This window comes from Rhodospirillales bacterium, assembly GCA_016872535.1.
Taxonomy (GTDB): domain Bacteria; phylum Pseudomonadota; class Alphaproteobacteria; order Rhodospirillales; family 2-12-FULL-67-15; genus 2-12-FULL-67-15.
On the sequence record VGZQ01000012.1, the window covers coordinates 20,933 to 40,510 of the forward strand.

Here is a 19,578-nt window from a genome sequence, read left to right on the forward strand (position 1 = left end):
TCAGGTGAAAATATTCAATACCGATCCGGGATCGACCTTGTTCGGATCGAACAGGCCTTTGCCTAATTGTTCGGCCAGCGCCTGATTCGACTCGAAGGCGAGCGACAGATCGTTGAGGAATATGGCGTACTTCTGGCGCAGTTTCGCGACTTCCGCGGCCAACTCCACATCTTGCGCGGCTTTTGTCGCCTCGATTTGAAATTTGGTCGCGACGAGGTTTTTGTCGGTGACTTGGTTCAGTTTCGCCGCTGCTTCGGCGCGCGCGAGAACGGCATTGAGGGATCTCGTGATCGTCGACTTTGCCGCGTTGATAGCGCTCTGAGCCTCGGCGTTGTCGGTGAACTGGGCGAAGCTTGTAACCCGCTCCTTGGCGCCGTCGCGGGTGACATTGATCAAGCCGTTCCGGCGGATAGCGGTTATGCCGTCATCAAGCAATATTCCGACGGCGGCCCCATTGGGAACCGACAGCCGGCCGACGTTTTCATTGATCGCATGGAGCACGCTGTTGAACGTTGCCGTATCGGCGGCATTGAGCGCGGTCTGCAGATCATCAACTTTGCCGGCCAAATCGGACAAGTTCCAGGCATTGCGCGTATTGGCAAACGTGAAAGCCCCGAGCTTGGCCTGAAACGCTTCCAGTTTTTTCTGCGACGACAGGAGAAACGCGTCCACCGATTCGCGGGAAGATTCATTGACTGCCTCGATTTCCTTGTTGAGGCGATCAATAATCGTGTTTTGCAGAACGCTGAACCGGAGTTCGAAATTCGGTCGCGCCGCGGCCGTGCCCAGGGAGACTAGGCCAAAAGCGACGGAGCGTCCGGCGAGAATGTCGGGCGTGCCGACCATGATCGCGCATCCCTTCTGGTTACGCAGACGCCCCAAGCATACCGAGGTTGTTCGGCGGTGTCCAGACTCGCGGGCAGGACGAATATCTAATAAACGTAATTATATCAAGCGATTATAAAGTACGTCCGGGGCGGGATTTGCCGCCGTTGCGCCGGGTTTCGCGCCGGCGGGCGGCCGCGCCGTTGGCCGGTGTCTTGCGCGGTTTCGTTCGCGGTTCGGATCTTTTCGGCCGGGGCCGACGGGATCGGCCGAGCGCGGCGTCGGCGTCTTTGGCGTCGCGCTCGGTTTTTTCGGGATCGAGTTCGCCGTAGAATTCGACGACGCGATCGGCGATCCTGTTGATAAGATCGGCAAACTGATCTCGGAGGATTTGCTCCATGGCGCGCCGCTTCGCCCGGCTGTGAATACGGGTGAAGTAAAAATAGAGCGCAATCATGGTCAGGAACGTCGACCCGCGATAGCAATGGATTTCGATCGATGGATTGGTGCGCGGCGGAATCAGGGCGCGCACGACCCTTTGCATGTAGTCGAGCGAAAATCCCAGCTTTTTCCGTGACCGCCCATTTCCGCCCGATCGGGGCGGACGGCAGAGATTTAGGAGAAGATCGCGAAATTTTCGTATTTCAAGAACATGATTGCGGTCGGCCCATGCCTTCTGGAACATGGCTGATTCGTAACGGTCGAAGCGGCCGACGATTCGCTCGACTGTTTCGGATTTTGCGGCGGTCGTGGGCAGGGAAATCGTGGATGACAACTTGGGCGTCGTGCCCAGAATGCGTATCCCGTCGCTGCAGTTATAGTACGTATATCCCGGCCCCATGTATTTGATAACGTCCTGCATCGTATCGCGGGACCACAGATAAATAGCTTCCGAATACACGGTTCCGCCCAAGTTGCCGGGAACCGGCTGGTCGATGACCGTCGTGAAATCGAGTTCGCCTTCGCCATAGGGCGCGTCCTTGGCATGATGGCGCTTGGGGTCGCGCGCGCCGAGGTCGATCCCGAACATGTAAATGGAATGGCAACCGATCTGCTGGGCGAAAGAAAGGCCGAGATTGGAAACGGTCGGCATTCCTTGCGGAATATTGGTGCCGTCTTCGGGCGCAAACATGATGCAGGACGCCAATCCGGCGCGAAAATAAAAGATCGTGCGGTCGAAGTAGGATTTGACCCTGGGGTCGACCGTCGTGGACGCGACCAGGGTAATACCCCCGAGGGAATGCACCGCCGATATTTTTTCCATCAAATCCGCGACCGCGGGCACGTTTTCCATTTCCATGTGGAAATCGGGCACGATGCCGTTGCGAAGCAGGATGCGAATCGAGGTTCCGCACGAAATAACGATGGCGCGATCGGCGTTCGCCTTGAGAAACGGCAGGTCGTTGTCGAGAGACGGCCCCGAGGCGACGACAAAAGCCGGCATTTCGCATCGCGTCTTGCGCTCCTTGAAATAGGCGCCGGAGAAATCCTTGAGGTTATGGTAGGAGTTCCGCATCATGTCGATCTCGTCCTCGAGGAAGCCGAGACCGGTCAGGAACAAATTGAGATCGGCCGCCATCTCCAGCGCCGCGCCGTCGAGCAGGGAATTCGGGTAGCTCTTGTAAATAAACGCGCCGTCGATGAAGGCGGGATTGATGAACCGCATCTGATTGCGGATCGACACGGCGATGCCCTTGGGCGTGGTGTTTTCCTCGACGGAGATGGTTTTTCCTTCCGTCAGGAAGCCGCGCAAGAATTTGTCCCAGTCGAACGTGCGGAGCGAATGGTAGAGAAACTCGTTGTTGGGCTCGATGAAGATCAAATGCTGGCAATTGGTTTCCTTGACCAGCAGGGGAAGTTGTTCGGCGAGTCCGACGCCGAGAACGACAAGGTGAAAGCATTCGCGAATGGGATTTTTCGCGAACAAGATATCCGCGTCCTTGGCCGCGTGCCGAAGGGCCCGATAAACCGCCAAGTTGGCGAATTTGTCGAGGTTGGACGTATCGGGCGGGGCGATGATCAGCCGGGTGCGGTCGTAGGGGGTTTCGAAGAAAATCTTGACGCGCCGTTTGGCGGCTTCCCGCGCGCCCATGCCGTACAGGCGGACGCCGCCGAACTCGACGTCGAAATCGCGCCGCCCCGATATCAACAGGCGGGAGCGAGGTTGGTTGACGGCCGTCAGCTTGCGGTGGATCGAGGGCAAATGGCGCGCGAACGCGGCCAGGTTCCGCTCGAGCAATTTTCGATCGAGATCCTTCGGTTCGGCGGGACGAAAAACGTCCTTGCCGCGCGGGGTGTCCGAGCGGCGAGGGCGTTGTTTGGCGGCGTTCGATCCGGGCGGCATGGAATCTCCGAGGCGACGAACCCGTAGAAAGTGACCGGACCGAAAAGCAGCGTCAAGCCGCCTGGCGGGCCGGTCGTTCCGAAAAACAAGAGAGGCGGGGATTTCTCCCCGCCTCTCTCCGATCTTCCGGTTCGGCCGGCGATTCGGCGCCGTCCGCGCCTCACTCCGCGATTAACGGAAGAGGGTGAGGATCGTCTGCTCGGCCTGGCCGGCGAAGGCCAGCGACTGGATGCCCAACTGCTGGCGGGTCTGCAGGGCCAGCAGGTTGGCGCCTTCCTCGTTAAGGTCGGAGAGCGTCAACTTGCCCGCGCCCGTGGTGAGCGTGCTCACGTAGGCCTTGGTGAAGTTGAGCCGGGTCTGGAGCAGGGCGACGTTCGAACCCAGCGACTGGGCGCGCGACCGCAGCGTGGTCAACCCGGTATCGAGGTTGTTGATTCGGGAGTTGAACTCGGTCGTGAACCCGACGCCGACGACGCGGGTGGCGTCGGTTTCGGAGACGCTGATCGACGTTCCGGTCAGCAGCAGGAACGGCCCGGACAACGTGGACACATGGTTGGTGCCCGCGCTGTAGCCCGTGCCGGCGGACTGGTTGCTGTAGCCGGTGCCGGCCGAAGCCCCGGAGAAGAACCCGGTGATCAGGTTGAACACCACCGACGAGCCGACGGCGTACGTGCCGGCGGTGATGAAGTTGACGCCGCCGGAGATGGCGTTCGCCGCGGTCCGGCTTTCCACGACGTTCACGGTGAACGTGAGCCCATCGTAGTAAAGCGTGATGGTATCGCCCGCCGAGATAGTGGTGGTGGATTGGCCCGCGACCGTCACCGAGATCGTGTTGCCCGAAGCGATGCCGGAAGCTTCGCTCGCGCCGACGCCCGCGCCGGAGATCGTGCCGGCGGAGATGTAGCCCCGGTTGAAGGCCAGATCGGTGCTCGTCACCGCCGAAAGTTTGGCGACGTTGAGGCCGAGACGGCTGGTGCGGATGTCCGACGAGTTTACGTTCAACACGCTCGCGGTATCGTTGCTGAAGTTCACCGTGAGCGTCTGGCCGGTACCGTTCACCAGGTTGATGCCCTGGTAAGTGGCGTCGGAAGCCAGGTTGTTGATCTGGGTGCGCAGGTCGTTGAACTGCGTGACCAGGTCGCTGACTTCGGTCGATGTCGCCGCCGACTTGGCGGTGAGGATGAGACCTTTCAGCTGCTGCACCAGCGCTTCGATGCCGGTCACCGCGTCGGTCGCGGCGGAGATGGTGCTAATGCCCTGGTCGATGCCGCGCTTCTTGGTGTTGAAGTCGTCGGACCGGTCGTTCAACGACTTGGCCTGGAAGAACGAGACCGGGTCGTCGACGGCGGCCGCGACGCGCAAGCCCGTCGACAGGCGGCCCTGCGTGCGCGCGATCAGCTCAGAGGTGGATTGGAGAGCGAGTAGGTTGGCCCGTACTGCGGCCGAAAGCGAGACGTTCTCTGCCATTGGAGTCACTCCGTTCTAGAGTTGCACATCGAACGCGGTTTCTGCGTTCGGTACGGCGAAGTCCCGGTTTTCTACGGTTCCGCGCCACACGCCGACCCTCGGGCATTCTTTGCCTTCCGGCCGACCCGGGATGATTACCCGTTTTTAAAATCGGACGCAAGCGCGATCAGGCGGATCGATCCCCAAAATCTTCATGAGGGAAAATCCCGCATTTTCGTTAATGAATTGTTTTATAACGATTTTTTTGAATCCTTGCCGTCGGCTTTGGCCACAACCCCGCGCCAGATTGAACGTATTTTCCCCGGTTGCCGAAGGGTCGGACCGCCCCGACAAGGACGCCTCGGGCGGCATGGTAAACGGTCGTTAAGATTTGGATCGTCTTCGGAATGCGCACCAGAATCCCGGACAAATGCGGTGAGGCATGACGGCGATGGCCGTTTCGGTAAGGCTCGCCTGCGCGGCCAGGCGTCGCAGATAGGAGCGGCTATGGGCGTATTCGCCGGGTTCGGTGATGCCGACATCCATGTCGTCGGGCGCCGGATCCACGGAGAAGAACAAATAGCCCCCGGGAACCAGGAGCCGGGCGGCTTCGCGGAAGAACGGGGCGAAATCGGCGAGATGGTACAACACGCATGAAGACGCGATGATGTCGAACGTGTCGTCGCGCGCAGCCATCGCTCCGGTCAGGTCGCCTTCGACCAGTTCGTCGTAAACGCCTCGGCCGCGCGCTTGCGCGATCATGGCGGGCGATATTTCGATACCGACCAATCGCCGGGTTTTAATTCGGGTGCCGAGCAGTCCGGTACCGCAGCCGGCATCCAATACGTTCTTGCCTATGGTCGCGCCCGCGAACTTGGTGATGAACGCCGCCATGCGTTCGCTGAAGGATCGATGCAAGGGGTTGTCGTCGTAGGTCGCCGCCAGATCGGCGTATTGGGTGAGGAGGCCGGAATTCTGGCGCGCCTGACTTTCGCTCGACTCGGCCTCGGGCCGGTATGGGCGAAGACCGCGCGCGAAGGCGGCGACGGCTTCCTCGGCCCGGCCCATGTGGACGAGGGCAACCGATTTGTTTCTGTGCAACGTGGCATTATCCGGAAACAAGCTTATGGCCCGCTCGGACATTCTCAAGGCGTCCATGAAGCGGCGCGCGATGAGAAGGGCGTTGATGTATTGCGCCATGAATATGACCGTCGGAACATGCCGGTCGAGAAACCGTTCGACGATTCTTATCGCCCGCTCCGGATCGATCGAGGCTTTGAACGACGCGCTGAAGAACTGTCCGATCAATTCGGCCTGAACGCCTGCCTCGTCCGGCGCGACCGCAATCGCTTTTTCATGCATGGCCAGGGCTTCGGCGGGATGGCCCGAACGCCAGAGCAGCGAGCCGATCAGGTTCAGGGCCTGCCACTGTTTCGGGTCGGCGTTCGCCACCTGTTGCGCCGCGCGCAAGGCATCGCCGATTTTGCCCTGATCGGCCAGTTTCTTGGCGCGCGCCAGCGGGTCGGCTTTCGGTCGGGGTTTCCCGCCGCGCCGCCCCGATTTGGCCGTGATCGGCGAGGGCGGTTTTTTCGCTCGCCGTCTTGTTTTGGCGGACGATCGTTTAGCGGCCATGGGCGGAATCCGTGTTCGCCGGCGATCCCTTGCGGAAGGCGCACCAGAAGCCCGGCGTGGCCCGGTGGCCCATAATCGCGATGGCGATTTCCGCAAAACCGGTTTTCGCCGCCAGACGGCGGAGATAGGCGCGGCTATGAGCGTACTCGCCCGGGCCGCTTTCGCCAATGTCCATATCATCCGGGGCGGGATCGGTGGAAATGAACAAATGCCCGCCGGGCTCCAGCAAACGCGCCGCTTGCCGGAAATAAGGGGCGAGGTCGGCCAGGTGGTAAAGAACACAAGAAGACGCGATCAGATCGAAACGGGTGTCAAGCTTGCTCATCGTCTCGACGAGATCTCCCGCGATCAGGTCGGCATAGGCGTTCCGCGCCCGCGCTCTTTCGATCATTTCCGGCGACAGGTCGATGCCCACTAGGCGCTCCGGGTTCAAAAGGGTGCCGAGCAGTCCGGTGCCGCAACCCGCATCCAACATACGCAAGCCACCGATCGGCCCGATGGTGTCGGCAATGAACTTCGCCATCCGGGCGCTGAAATATTGGTGCAGCGGGTTGTTGTCGTATTCGGCGGCCAGATTGGCGTATTGGCGCCGGACATTATCGGCGTTGGCCCCGGTTCGGATGCGGTAGGGCTTCAAAATGGTGGCGTAAGCGTTGACGGCGTCCTCTTTCCGGCCGTGCATCAGCAACGCGACGCTAAGATTCATTTTCGCCGACTTGCTGTCGGGAAATTCGGCCACGGCCCGTTCAGCCGTCCGCAAGGCTTTATCCGGTCGGCCGCATCGGAAATTAAGATTGGACAGATCCAGCAACAAAGGGACGGTCGGAACGTGCCGCGCCAGGATTTTCTCGGCCAGCTCGACGGCGCGCTCCATCATCAACCCGCTTTGTTGCGCCGCGAGCATCAGCGTCGACGCGAGTCTTGTCTGAATCTCTGCCTTGTCCGGAGCGGTCATGATCGCCGATTCGAGAAACAGAATTGCCTCCTTGGGATAACCGCGTCTCCAGAGAATGTGGGCGATGAATTCCCGCGCGGGCCAATAGCGCGGATCGGCATCAAGCAACGACTCGGCGACGGTAATGGCTTCCCCGAAGGCCCCGCGTTCGACAAGCGCCTTTGCGCGCGCCAGAGGATCTTTTGTCCGCACATTCTTGCGGGGCGAGACGGCAGCCCCCCGTTTTAAGGCGGCTGAGGGGCGCCGTTTCGCTTTCGCGGCCCGCCCTAAGGCGGATCGATGCTTTGCCGCCATGTCGGCGAGTCCATTGTTGATCGACCGGGCGAGTGATTATGCGCCCACGCAGTATCGCGGGCAATCGATCCCCCGCCTTGCCTCCCCCGCGACCGCGCGGATAAGATGCCACGACTCTCGGTTTTCCCGGATTTCCCCGTGACCTCGCCCTCCGTCAGCCACTATTCCACCGCGCTCAACCTCGACGGACGCTCGATTCTGGTGACCGGCGGCACCGGCTCGTTCGGCAAGCGATTCGTCAAGACCGTGCTCGAACGCTACAAGCCGAAGCGCTTGGTGGTTTATTCGCGCGACGAGCTCAAGCAGTACGAAATGAGCCAGGAGCTGGATCCGCGCCAGTACCGGGCCTTGCGTTATTTCATCGGCGACGTGCGCGACCGCGACCGCCTGACCATGGCGCTCAACGGCATCGATGTCGTCATCCACGCCGCCGCGCTTAAGCACGTGCCGATCGCCGAATACAACCCGACCGAGTGCATCCACACCAACGTCATCGGCGCGGAAAACGTGGTGCTCGCCTCGATCGCCGCGCGGGTCGAGCGGGTGGTCGCGCTCTCGACCGACAAGGCGGTCAACCCGCTCAACCTCTACGGCGCCAGCAAGCTCGCCTCCGACAAGATTTTCACCGCCGCCAACGCCCTCAGCGGCGAGGCCAACACCATCTTCTCGGTCGTGCGCTACGGCAACGTGGTCGGCTCGCGCGGCAGCGTGGTGCCGCTGTTCCAGCGTCTCATGCGCGAGGGCGCCAAGGAAATCCCCATCACCGACACGCGCATGACGCGCTTCTGGATCACGCTGCAGCAGGGCGTCGATTTCGTGCTCTCGTGCCTCGCCACCATGCGCGGCGGCGAGGTTTACGTGCCGAAGATTCCGAGCATGAACGTGGTCGATCTCGCCCGCGCGCTCGCGCCCAATCTGCCGCACAAGATTATCGGCATCCGTCCCGGCGAGAAGCTGCACGAAGTGATGATCACCGAGGACCACGCCCGCAACACGGTCGAATTTCCCGACCGCTACATCATCGAGCCCGATTCGGTCTCCTGGACCGGGCACGTGTTGCGCGACGGCGCGTTGCCGGTTCAGGATGGGTTCCGCTACGCCAGCGACAACAATACCGAATGGCTGGACGAGGCCGGCTTGAAGCGCCTGATCGCTGTTTCCGTGTGAGGCGCGCGCGGCGGTCGTCATGGCGGACCCGTTCCTTCCCTACGGCCGGCACCTGATCGAGGACGACGATGTCGCCGCGGTCGGGCGTGCGCTTCGCTCCGGTACGCTCACCGGCGGGCCCGCGGTCGCCGCGTTCGAGCATGCGCTGGCCCGGGCGACCGGCGCTCCGCACGCCGTCGCGTGCGCCAACGGCACCGCCGCGCTACATCTTGCCGCGCTCGCCCTCGATCTCGGCCCCGGCGACGCGGCGGTGGTGCCGACCCTCACCTTTCTCGCCACCGCCAACGCGCTCCGCTACGTTGGCGCCGACGTGGTGTTCGCCGACGTCGATGCCGACACGGGGCTTCTGACCCCGGCCGCTTTCGAATCCGCGCTCGCCCGCGCGGGCCGCCGCGTCAAGGCGGTCTTTCCCGTGCATCTCGGTGGCCAATGCGTCGACATGGAAGGCGTGGGCGCGATCGCGCGCGCGCGTGGCCTCAAGGTGGTCGAGGACGCCTGTCACGCCCTCGGCGGGACGTGCGCCGGTCAGCCGGTCGGCGCGTGCGCGCATTCGGACATGGCCGCGTTTTCGTTCCATCCGGTCAAGACGATCACCATGGGCGAGGGCGGCGCCGTCACTACCCGCGACGCGACTCTCGCGCGCCTGCTCGCGGAACTCCGCAGCCACGGCATGGTGCGCGATCCGGCGCGCTTCGAAATCCGCGAACAGGGGTTTGGGTCCGATGGCGAGCCCAATCCCTGGTACTACGAAATGCCCGAACCGGGATTCAATTACCGCGCCAGCGACATCCAATGCGCGCTAGGCGAAAGCCAACTCGCCAAGCTCGGCCGATTCGCCGCCGAACGCCGCCGCATCGTCGATTGGTACGCGGAAGCATTGGCGCCGCTCGCGCCCGTGGTCCGGCCGCTGCCGCGCGTGGCATGGAGCGAGCCCTCGTGGCACTTGTGCGTCGTCCTGATCGATTTTCGCGCCGCCGGCACGACGCGGGGTAAGGTCATGCGCGCGCTGGCGGGGAAAGGCGTCGGCTCCCAGGTTCATTATCTCCCGGTCCATCGCCAGCCCTATTACCGGCGCCTCTACGGCGACCTGGCGCTGCCCGGGGCCGACGCCTATTACGAGCGCACGCTCTCGCTGCCGCTCTATGTCGGGCTGACGCGGGCCGATGTCGCGCGCGTGGTCGCGGCGCTCGCCGGCGCCCTGGGATTGAAATCGTGACCACGGCGATCATCGTGCAGGCGCGCATGGGCTCGACCCGCCTCTGCGGCAAGGTTCTGATGGATGTCGGCGGCAAGACCGTGCTCGATCACGTGATGACCAGGTGCCGGGCCGTCGCCGGCGGGGACGTGGTGTGTTGCGCGATTCCCGACACCGCCGACAGCGATCCGGTCGCCGCCGAGGCTCGCCGCTTGGGCATCGCGGTTTTTCGCGGCTCCGAATCCGACGTCCTCGACCGCTACTGGCGGGCCGCGCGCGCGCTCAAGGCCGACGTCGTCATGCGCATCACCTCCGACTGCCCCCTGATCGATCCCGCGGTGGCGGCCGAAGTGCTCGGCTTGCGCGCCCGCGACGGCCTCGACTACACCTGCAACAACATGCCGCCGACCTGGCCGCACGGGCTCGACTGCGAGGCGATGACGTTCGCCTGGCTCGATCGCGCCGCGCGCGAAGCGAGCAAGCCCCATGACCGCGAGCACGTAACGCCCTTCATCCGCGCGCATCCCGATTCGCGCAAGGCGAACCTACCGTGCCCGATCGCGGGCGTGGCCAAGCATCGCTGGACCCTCGACACGCCGGCCGATCTTGCCTTCATGCGTGCGTTGTTTCCCCGGTTGCCGGCGGGACCGGCGGGCCACAACTGGCGCGCGGCGCTGGCCCTGGTCGAGGCCGATCCCGCGCTCGCCCACGTGGACGAATCGCGCGCTTGACCGGTGCGTTGGCGGGCGCCCTGGATTACATTCAGAGCCTAGCCATGCCGCGCACCGTCGCCACCATTGAAGCCCGCATGACCTCGACCCGGCTTCCCGGCAAGGTGCTGAAGGAGGTTCTCGGCAAGCCGATGCTCGAACTGATGATCGAGCGGCTCCGGCGCGTGCCTTCCCTCGACGGGATTGTGGTGGCGACGACGACCAACGCCACCGACGACCCGGTTGAGGCGCTGGCGCGCCGCCTCGGCGTCGGGGTTTGGCGCGGCAGCGAAGACGACGTGCTGCGACGGGTGCTCGACGCGGCCGTCCATCACAAGATCGACGTGATCGTCGAAACGACCGGCGATTGCCCGTTGATCGACCCGGCGCTGGTGGAGGACTGCATCCGGACGTATCGATCGGCCAAGGTCGATTACGTGTCCAACGTCCTGGAGCGGAGCTATCCGATCGGCATGGATACCCAGGTGTTCGCAACCTCGGTGCTCGCCGACGTGGCGCGCCGCACCGACGACGCCGGCGACCACGAGCACGTCAGTCTCTACATCTACCGCCACCCCGAAATCTATTCGTTGCGCAACGTGCCGGCGCCGGCCGCGCTTAGGCGTCCCGATCTGGCGCTGACGCTGGATACGCCCGAGGATTATCGCCTGATCGGCGCGATCTTCGCGGAGTTGTATCCGAAGAATCCCGTCTTTACGCTCGCCGACGTGCTGGCGCTGCTCGACCGCCGGCCCGACATCGCCGAAATGAATGCCCATGTCCGCCGCAAGAAAGTCTAAAACGCTCTCGGTATTGATCGTCGGCTGCGGCGCCATCGCCGGCGGCTACGATGAACGGCGTCCGACGAGGGCAAAAAGCGCGGGCGTTTTCACCCACGCCGGGGCCTACCGCGCGCATAAGGGGTACCATTTGGCGGCATGCGTCGAGCCGGATGCGAAACGGCGCAAGGCGTTCATGGCCCGCTGGGGGGTCAAGCAGGGGTTCGCAAGTCTCGGCGAATGTCTCGAATCCGGCGCCGCGTTCGATGTCGCCAGCATTTGCGTGCCGACGCCCGCGCATGCCGCCCAGCTTGAGGCGCTGCTCGCGTTTCCGGTGCGCGCGGTGTTCGCGGAAAAGCCGTTGACCGGCGCACCCGCAGATTCGCGCCGGATCGTCGCGGCTTACGCCAAGGCCGGCCGGCCGCTCGCGGTCAATTATTTCCGCCGCTTCGATCCCGTCCTGCGGGCGCTCAAGCGCGAAATCGCCGCCGGCGCCTGGGGCCGGGTCCACGGCGCGGTCGGCTACTACGGCAAGGGCCTTCTCAACTGCGGCAGCCATCTGATCGACTTGCTCGCCTATCTCTGGGGGCCGCTCGCGCCGCGCGCGGTATCGGGACGGCTCGACGATCACCTGCCGAACGATCCGTCGCTGGACGCGGTGCTCGAAGGTCCGGACGGCGGCCTTTTTCATCTGGTCGCAACCGATTCCCGTGCGTTCTTCGATTTCGAGCTGCAAATCACCACCGACAAAGGCCGCCTCGCCATCGAGGAACAGGGCCAGCGCCTGCGAGTGCGCCGCGTGCAATCGAGCCCGCTGTTCGCCGGCTATCGCGTGTTGGTTTCGGAACGACGCCGCCCGACCGGGTTCGGCCGGGCGCTGGTCGAGGGCGTCGATAACCTGCATCGATGCGTCACCCGGGGCGAGGCGCTGCTCAGCGATGGCACCAACGCGCTCGCGGCCGAAGAAATCTGCGCCGCGCTGCTGGCGATGGACGGCGGCGCTCAAGGAGGAAGACCATGAGCCGACTGGCCCTGCTCGGCGGCGATCCGGTGCGCCGCGAGCCCTTTCCCGCCTATAACTTCGTCGGGCGCGAGGAAATCGCCGCGGTGACCCGCGTGCTGGAGAGCGGAAACCTCTCGCAATATCTCGGCACCTGGCACGACGATTTCTGGGGCGGGCCGGAAGTGCGCGCCTTCGAAGCCGAATGGGCGCTCGCCTTCAAGGCCAAGCACGCGATTTCGGTCAATTCCGCCACCAGCGGCCTCTATGCCGCCGCCGGCGCCGCCGGCGTCGGCCCGGGCGACGAGGTGATCGTGTCGCCCTACACCATGATGGCCTCGGCGACTGCGGCGCTGATCTTCAACGCGGTGCCGGTGTTCGCCGACATCGACCCGCAAACCTTTTGCCTGACCGCCGACACCATTCGCGCCCGCCTGACGCCGCGCACCAAGGCGGTGATCGTGGTCCACATCTTTGGCGGCCCCGCCGACATGGATCCGATCATGGCGCTCGCGCGCGAGCGCCATTTGACGGTGATCGAAGACTGCGCCCAGATTCCGTTCGGCGCCTACAAGGGCCGTCCGCCCGGCACTCTCGGCCACATGGGGGTTTTCAGCCTCAACTACCACAAGCACATCCACACCGGCGAAGGCGGAGTGGTGGTCACCAACGACGATCGATTGGCCGAACGCGTGGCCCTGATCCGCAACCACGGCGAAGCGGTGGTCGGCAAGAAGCAGGGCCACGACGACCTCGTCAACATGGTCGGATTCAATTTCCGGCTCGGCGAAATGGAAGCGGCGGTCGGCCGCTGCCAGCTCGCCAAAGGGCCCGAACTGGTGGCCAAGCGCCGGGCGCTGGTTGCCGCGCTCGAAAAAAAACTCGCCGGGATTCCCGGCCTCGCCCCGGCCCCGGTCCGCCCCGGCGATACCCACGTCTATTACGTTCATCCGCTGTTGTTCGACGCCAACCGTGCCGGCGTTTCGCGCGATTTGTTCGTGCGCGCGGTCAAGGCGGAGTTGCCGCCGACGCGCCTGCGCGAGCAGCACGGGCCGCTGGTCGGCGCGGGCTACCTGCGTCCGCTCTATCTCGAGCCCATGTACCAGAAGAAGATCGCCTACGGCTCGGTCCAATGCCCGTTCCGTTGTCCCCATTACCAGGGCGAGGCCGATTACCGCCCGGGCCTCTGCCCGAACGCGGAACGCGCGCATACCGAAACCCTGATTACCCATGAACTCATGCGCCCGCCGATGACCGAACGCGATCTCGACGACGTCGCCGCCGCTTTTCACAAGGTGGCGGAAAACGTGTCGACGCTGAGCAATTTCGCCGCCAAGGGGACCTGAGCCGGTGGCCTTAATCGCGCTCGCGGCGCACGATCCGGGCGGAGCGGGGGTTCTCGCCGCCGCGGCGCCCGGGTTGCGCGATCGCGGCCACGGGCTGCTGTGGCTGCCGGCGGGGCCGGCGGCGAAGCTTTGGCGCGAGGCGGGCGAATACGTACCCGAAGCTATGACCGCGTCGGCCGCGATCGCGGCGATTACGCGCGAGCAGCCGGCGCTGCTGCTGACGGGGACCAGCTTTCACGACGGATACGAGCGCGCCCTGTGGGCGGCCGCGCGCAAGCTCGGGATTCCGTCGTTCGCGGCGCTCGACTCCTGGACCAACATCGAAAAGCGTTTCCGCTCGGCGGACGGCTCGCTCGAACAGCCATCGGCGCTCGGCGTAACGGACGAACGTACCCGCGCGCAAATTGCCGCCGAAGGGTGGTGCACGGCGCGCGTGTTGGTGGTCGGCCAGCCGCATCTCGCCGGGCGGGTCGACCGGCTGCGGCGGCGACGCAAGAACCGTCCGGGCGGCGCGCCGAAGCGGATCGTGTTCTTCTCCGAGCCGATCGAGGAGGATTACGGGCCGATTGCGCGCGGATTCACCCAGTTCGAGGTGGCGACGCTCGCCGCCGAAGCGCTGGCCGGAGCGGCGTCGGTGACGGTGGAGGTGAAACCACATCCGCGCGAGACGGAGGCACGCTGGCGCGATTGGTTGGCGCGCGCGCCGAACGCGCGCCTGGCGACGGAGGACACCGAGGCCCTGCTCGCGGCGGCCGACGGGGTTCTCGGCATGACCACCATGGCGCTGGTCGAGGCCGCGTTGGCGGGAATTCCGACGCTGTCGTTGCAGCCGGACCGGCCGGGGATTCTCGTCCCGATTTTGGAGGATGTGGTTTCCGTCGTCTCGCGCCGGGCAGAAGCCGCGGATGCCGTCCGGTCGTGGTTGTCTGGCGTTGATCGTGCGGTTCAGGCCCCGACGGCAAGGGATTTGCTCGACGATCCGGCGCGATTAGCGACGACCGTGGAGGAAATCCTGCGCGAGCGCGCTTGACAGGCGGGTCCCGAATCCCCAGGGTTCCGCCTCCGCACGGCAGGAATCGATGAAAGACGATTTTCCCGATCTCAGCGCCATCGAGGAGCAGGCCTTGGTCTTGTCTCAGGCCGCGATCGGCCTCGACCAGGCGCGGGCGGGTACGCGCGATCCGGTCGTTTTGGCGAAGGCGCTCGAGGCGAACGTCGAGGTCTGGGTGGCGATTCGCACGCTGGTGGAAGATCCCGCCTCCACCATTCTACCGAATATCCGCGAAAATCTCTTGCGGTTGTCCATGTTCGTCGCCAGCACGACGTTCATGCACGGCATCGATATTCCCGATTCGACGCTCAACACCCTCATCAACATCAATTTGCAGATTTCCGAAGGCCTGCTCGAAGGCGCCAAGCGCCGGGCCTAGGTCGGAGCGGCCGGGGGCGCGAGCGGCACGCGCCATTCGATCCACAGCGCGATCCGATCGGTAAATCCTTTTTTAAAAAATCCGATCTGTGTTTCCTTGTCGGAGCCCTCGCCGCGCGGGACGATTTCGCCCAGGTCAAAACGCGTCATGCCGCGCGCCCCAGCGCGCGCCATGGCGTCGAACACGGGCCAATGGCCGAGCGGCTTTTCAAACCGCTCGCGATCGTAGACGCCAGAGGCGTAGTAGACGGTCGTGCCCGCAAACGCGGTGAGCGTTCCGGCGACCAAGTTGCCGTCGTCGAGATGGCCGAGGGACAATTCGGCCCGGCCGCGCGCGATCTCCTCCCAGATCACGTTCCAGTAACTTTCGCCGCGCGCGCCCGCGCCGGCGACGCGCGTATGGAAGGCGGGATAGGAATCGAACGCGGCGCGATCGGGATTGTCCCGGTTGACGTAGGTCATGATCAACTGCTTGCGCCCCCAGTTGATCAGCGAACGATAACTGTCGCGCACGCCCCGGCGTATGGCGTCTTCGCCGCCGGCGAGGTCGACCACCGCATGCATTTTGGCGATGGGCTTGGCCAGGCGTCCGATGCAGGCCATATCGAGCGGGCCGAGGCTGGAGGCCGCGCCGCCGCGCAACCGGACACGGGTTGCGCCGTCGGCGGCGCCGATCCGGTCGAGGTGCGCCAGCGCCGCCGCGAGCGCCCTGCTCGCCGCGGCCGCATCGAGATCGCGACGCAGTGCGATCACCGCCGGCAAGCCGAACATCGAGATTTCGCCGTCCTGCACGGTCGCGGCCACGGCCGCAACCGGCCCCGTTTCGTGGGCAACGACGAAGGATCGGTCCGGATGGCGGCCGGGATTGATGGTCCGGTAAAGGCGACGCGTGAATTCGCCGAACAAGGGGTGTTCGTCGAGATCCGGAAAGTGGGCGCGGTCGATCGCTTCGAAGGCTTTGGCCGCCGTCGTGGGCCCGCCGTCGGAATCGACGATATGGAAATTCGGTTTGCTCAAGGTTCTTAACCACCGCCGGCGTCAATATAACATGCGAAATTACGCGTGGGTGGGCGAACCTCCCGCCCATGACGTTGTGTTTTGCGCTCGAATCTGAAAGGATCGTACCCGCCCGGGTCGGCGTCGGTCCGGTCTATTTTTGGAATGGGATATAACCCGTGCCGCTGCTGATCGACATAAAGCCCGGCGACAAGGTTATCATCAACGGCGCGGTGATCGAGAACGCAGGCAACAGCACCAAGCTGTTCGTCCACAACCAGGCTGCGATCCTGCGCGGCAAGGAAGTCCTGTCGGAAGAAGATTGCGGCACGCCGGCGGCGCGCGCTTATTTCGCTTTGCAGTGCGCCTACATCTTCGCCGACAAGAACGCGGAATATTTGGCGAAGTTCGAGAAGCTGCTCGACGATTATCTCACTGCATGTCCGAGCGGAAAACCGATCGGCGAACAAATTCGCAGGGAAATCAAGGACGAAAAGCTTTACCGTGCCCTCAAGGCGGCGCAAAAACTGATCGCCCACGAAAGCGAAATTCTCAAATCGATGCAGCGAAAAGTGACGGAAATCGCGGAATCGCTTCCCGAGGAAAAGCCTTCTTCCGCCGAAACGGCGCCCGCCGAGACGCCTACGCCTCGGCGTTGAAGGAACTCGGCGTCGGCGGCGTCGCACTTTCCGCTTTGCCGGCCGCTTTGCCTTCATCCTTGCCGGCGGAGGGCGCGGCTTTGGCTTTCGCCGCTTCCTCGGCTTGAATCCGGGCTTGAAGAGATTCGAGTAGCCCAGTTGCGATGTTGCGGTTGATTTCGATCAGGATCGCAATCTTCTCGGCGGTCGGTTCGGCCATCGCCTGCACCGTGTGGGTATCGACGAAGTTGCACAGGCTCAGCATGTTTTGGCGGATTTCGACCGGGACCGGACTCTCATCCGCGCTCAGTTCCGACTGAAAGATGGTCCACAGGCGCCAATTCAAGCGCAGGGCATCGCGCACGGCCTTGCGCACGTCGGGGGATTCAAGCGGGCCGCTTTCAATGGCGACGGCCAAGCGCCGCGCCGCCTCGACCAGCGCCCAGGCTTCGGTGTAGGTGGGCGAGCCCGGAGCGGGAACGCGGGAATAGTTCCCGCCACTCTGAGGGTATCCTTTGACTTGCGGGGGCATCTTCGCTCCTGGGTAATTCCGATGATGAACGACTTCTGTCGCCGCGAGCGGGACGGCTTCTAAACCGCTCGGCCGGCTCGGATTGTGATCGTTGGCGTACCCCTCGTGAGCGGGTACGACCTTAGCTCTTCTTTGTTCGGATCGCAACATGGGGAAATCCCTTACGGACCCTCAGTAGCCGGAGGGCCGGTGTATTTCGCCGCTCAGAGGAAATTGACGAGCGTCAGTTCGCGTATCCGCGCGAGCGCTTGATAAGACGCTTCCAGGGTACGGGCGTCGTCGAGGATATTCATCATAACTTCGATGCGGTCGATGTTCTCGATTTTGTTCATCCGCGTCTCCAGGAAGCCTCGGAACGAGACATGGACCTCGTTGGTTTCCTTGAGGAGGACTTGCTTGTAGCCGATGCGTTGCGTAACCGCCTCGATGCTGCCGATCTCCTCGGTGCCGAACGGCGGCGTGCCGGTAACCGTGACGGAAAGGCTGCTGCGCACCAGATACAAGGCTTGGTTGACGCGGCTGGTATTTTGATCGAGTCCGCCTTCGCTGTTGAAGGCGCCTTGGGCGATCAGCCCCATGGCGCGAAACGCCTTTTCGAAAGCGGGATCGGCGGCGGTCAAATCCCAATCCATCTCGCGCTGCGTACTCGGGCGGTGCGACAGGTTGATGGCGTCGCCGCGGTAATAGGGTGTGGCGGCGATGGTGCCGGGTGCGGTCATGACCAGGAAATTGATGATGTCGGTGGCGTCGGTCACGGTCGCCGCCGGCAGATCCTCCTTGATGGTAAGGGTTCTGCCGTCGCTGGAAACGGAATCGATCGTATAGGTGTCGTTGTCGCCGTTGGTGCTGGAACTGCCGGTCAGCTTGACCTGCATGCCGGCTTTCAGGCTGCTGAAGGCGCCGGCGACGGTCGAGGCGATGGTGTCCTTGGTCGGTGCGGTGTTGTTGGTGAAGGTGATGGTGTTCGCGGCCGCGGCGAACTGGAAATAGGCCGATGGGCCGAACACGATGGTGGCGGCGTTGTCGGTCGTATTGGTGGTCGCGGCTATGTTTTCGGCGACGGTGATGACGTCGCCAGCGACGCTGACCACCGTGTAGGTGCCGTCGGTGGCGCCGGTACCGGTGATCTTGAACGTCGTTCCGGCCGTGGGCGCGGGTGAAAGGCCGGCGACCGTGCCCGCGGGCAAGGTAATGGTGTCCGTGCCGGCGGCGCCCACGTCGGTGAAGGTGATGGTGCCACCCGCCGTGTTCTGGAAAACCGTCGAGGCCCCTTCGTCGGTCAGCTTCTTCTGGACGATGGTGATAACGCTGCTCGAATTCGAGGACACCGTGTAGGTGCCGTTGTTGTTCGCCGAATTGGCAACGGTGATGGCCGAGCCGGCGGGTATGGCCGCCAGATCGCTGCCGCTGTAGGTGATGGTGCCGTTGGCCCGGTTGAAGGTAGCGGTGGTATTGAGCGTTATCGTCGCGTTGGATTGGTTGGGATTCGGATAGGTGACGGAGATGGGCACCGACGTCTCGTCGGTCAGCATCTCGGTCACGATATCGATGGTGGTGCCGCCGCCGCCCACGGCCTTGACCGTATAGGTGCCGTTGTTGCTCGCGGTTCCGGAGATGGTAATGGTGCTGCCGACGGCGACGTTGGCAAATTGCGCCGTGGCCGAGGTAATCCGTCCAAGCGGCGGCGAGGCGCCGTTGTCGCGCCGGAAGGTGAGCCAGTTGGTGACGTTGTTGCCGTCCTTGGCCAGGGAAAAGTTTTCAAGCTGGGCACTGCGGGTGGTCGGGTAGGTGACGGTGGAGCCGTTGAAGGTCGCCTGGAACGCGGCCAGGTTTGAATACGGCAGTTCGACCGGCTGGCGGTCGACCCGGCCTCCGGCGAAAATGAACCGGCCGTCGGCCTCGGTGTTGAGGTACGTCGACAGATTGGCCATCGCGCGGAAGGCGGCGTTCTGCAGATGATCGGCGGCGACGCGATCCTTGACCGCGGACGACTGGAAACGCAGCAATTCGCCTTCGAAATCTTTGATGGTCGATTGAATCGCCTCCAGCGCGGAAGATGCGATGTCGAGCCGCGTTTGAACGGCTTCGTTATTGGTAACGAATTGGCGGAGAGCGGCAACGGAGTTCTCGAAGGTGACCAGGCGCTGCGAATCGGCGGCGATGCCGCTGTAGGTCTGGGACACCTTTTCGGTCGACAGTCGAATTTGTTCGTTCTGAAGGCGTCGATTGACGTCGAATAGGTGATTGATGAGAACGTTATTGGTGGCGAGTGTGGCGATGCGGGCCATGA

Annotated in this window: 17 protein-coding genes; 9 read left to right on the top strand and 8 right to left on the bottom strand. The window is 63.7% G+C overall.

Translation table 11 applies throughout. The features are described 5' to 3' along the window. The 5 genes from FJ311_03945 to FJ311_03965 form a co-directional block, all read right to left on the bottom strand. Nucleotides 1-846: a hypothetical protein gene (locus FJ311_03945; protein ID MBM3950587.1), complete on the bottom strand. Its 846-nt coding sequence runs from the start codon at nt 844-846 to the stop codon at nt 1-3. A 112-nt stretch (nt 847-958) separates the two neighbouring features. Continuing rightward, the gene (locus FJ311_03950; GenBank protein MBM3950588.1) at nt 959-3,169 is read right to left on the bottom strand and encodes a motility associated factor glycosyltransferase family protein; all 2,211 of its coding nucleotides are present in this window, start codon (nt 3,167-3,169) and stop codon (nt 959-961) included. Nucleotides 3,170-3,340: 171 nt separating this feature from the next. Then, a complete protein-coding gene (locus FJ311_03955) occupies nt 3,341-4,636 on the bottom strand; it encodes a flagellin-like protein (protein MBM3950589.1) in 1,296 nt (431 codons plus the stop codon). 363 nt (nt 4,637-4,999) lie between these two features. Further along, a complete protein-coding gene (locus tag FJ311_03960; protein MBM3950590.1) occupies nt 5,000-6,427 on the bottom strand; it encodes a methyltransferase domain-containing protein in 1,428 nt (475 codons plus the stop codon). Further along, a complete protein-coding gene (locus FJ311_03965; protein ID MBM3950591.1) occupies nt 6,237-7,496 on the bottom strand; it encodes a methyltransferase domain-containing protein in 1,260 nt (419 codons plus the stop codon). The genes FJ311_03960 and FJ311_03965 overlap by 191 nt, the downstream gene beginning before the upstream one ends. 105 nt (nt 7,497-7,601) lie before the next feature. Here FJ311_03965 and pseB point away from each other — a divergent pair, with 105 nt between their 5' ends. The 8 genes from pseB to FJ311_04005 are packed head-to-tail and all read left to right on the top strand — an operon-like array spanning nt 7,602 to nt 15,123. Further along, nucleotides 7,602-8,663 (top strand): UDP-N-acetylglucosamine 4,6-dehydratase (inverting), encoded by a 1,062-nt coding sequence (pseB, locus tag FJ311_03970; GenBank protein ID MBM3950592.1) that lies wholly within the window; start codon nt 7,602-7,604, stop codon nt 8,661-8,663. A 19-nt stretch (nt 8,664-8,682) separates the two neighbouring features. Further along, nucleotides 8,683-9,879: a UDP-4-amino-4,6-dideoxy-N-acetyl-beta-L-altrosamine transaminase gene (gene pseC / locus FJ311_03975; protein ID MBM3950593.1), complete on the top strand. Its 1,197-nt coding sequence runs from the start codon at nt 8,683-8,685 to the stop codon at nt 9,877-9,879. Then, a complete protein-coding gene (locus tag FJ311_03980) occupies nt 9,876-10,589 on the top strand; it encodes a spore coat polysaccharide biosynthesis protein F (GenBank protein MBM3950594.1) in 714 nt (237 codons plus the stop codon). The genes pseC and FJ311_03980 overlap by 4 nt, the downstream gene beginning before the upstream one ends. Nucleotides 10,590-10,633: 44 nt before the next feature. Beyond that, nucleotides 10,634-11,368, top strand: coding sequence for a spore coat biosynthesis protein F (locus FJ311_03985; protein MBM3950595.1), 735 nt, complete (start codon nt 10,634-10,636; stop codon nt 11,366-11,368). Beyond that, the gene (locus FJ311_03990) at nt 11,340-12,368 is read left to right on the top strand and encodes a Gfo/Idh/MocA family oxidoreductase (GenBank protein MBM3950596.1); all 1,029 of its coding nucleotides are present in this window, start codon (nt 11,340-11,342) and stop codon (nt 12,366-12,368) included. The genes FJ311_03985 and FJ311_03990 overlap by 29 nt, the downstream gene beginning before the upstream one ends. Next, nucleotides 12,365-13,693, top strand: coding sequence for a DegT/DnrJ/EryC1/StrS family aminotransferase (locus FJ311_03995; protein MBM3950597.1), 1,329 nt, complete (start codon nt 12,365-12,367; stop codon nt 13,691-13,693). The genes FJ311_03990 and FJ311_03995 overlap by 4 nt, the downstream gene beginning before the upstream one ends. 4 nt (nt 13,694-13,697) lie before the next feature. After that, nucleotides 13,698-14,723 (top strand): hypothetical protein, encoded by a 1,026-nt coding sequence (locus FJ311_04000; protein MBM3950598.1) that lies wholly within the window; start codon nt 13,698-13,700, stop codon nt 14,721-14,723. Nucleotides 14,724-14,772: 49 nt separating this feature from the next. Further along, nucleotides 14,773-15,123, top strand: coding sequence for a hypothetical protein (locus FJ311_04005; GenBank protein MBM3950599.1), 351 nt, complete (start codon nt 14,773-14,775; stop codon nt 15,121-15,123). Here FJ311_04005 and FJ311_04010 read toward each other — a convergent pair. After that, nucleotides 15,120-16,139, bottom strand: coding sequence for a GNAT family N-acetyltransferase (locus tag FJ311_04010; GenBank protein MBM3950600.1), 1,020 nt, complete (start codon nt 16,137-16,139; stop codon nt 15,120-15,122). The genes FJ311_04005 and FJ311_04010 overlap by 4 nt on opposite strands. 158 nt (nt 16,140-16,297) lie before the next feature. Here FJ311_04010 and FJ311_04015 point away from each other — a divergent pair, with 158 nt between their 5' ends. After that, on the top strand, nt 16,298-16,777 hold the full coding sequence (locus FJ311_04015; protein ID MBM3950601.1) for a flagellum biosynthesis protein FlbT: 480 nt from the start codon (nt 16,298-16,300) through the stop codon (nt 16,775-16,777). Here the strand turns inward: FJ311_04015 and FJ311_04020 are convergent. Next, nucleotides 16,761-17,438 carry a hypothetical protein gene (locus FJ311_04020; protein MBM3950602.1) on the bottom strand — a complete coding sequence of 226 codons (678 nt, stop codon included), beginning with the start codon at nt 17,436-17,438 and terminating at the stop codon, nt 16,761-16,763. The two genes, FJ311_04015 and FJ311_04020, sit on opposite strands and share 17 nt — an antisense overlap. A gap of 53 nt (nt 17,439-17,491) precedes the next feature. Then, on the bottom strand, nt 17,492-19,576 hold the full coding sequence (locus tag FJ311_04025) for a hypothetical protein (GenBank protein MBM3950603.1): 2,085 nt from the start codon (nt 19,574-19,576) through the stop codon (nt 17,492-17,494). Nucleotides 19,577-19,578 lie beyond the last annotated feature (2 nt).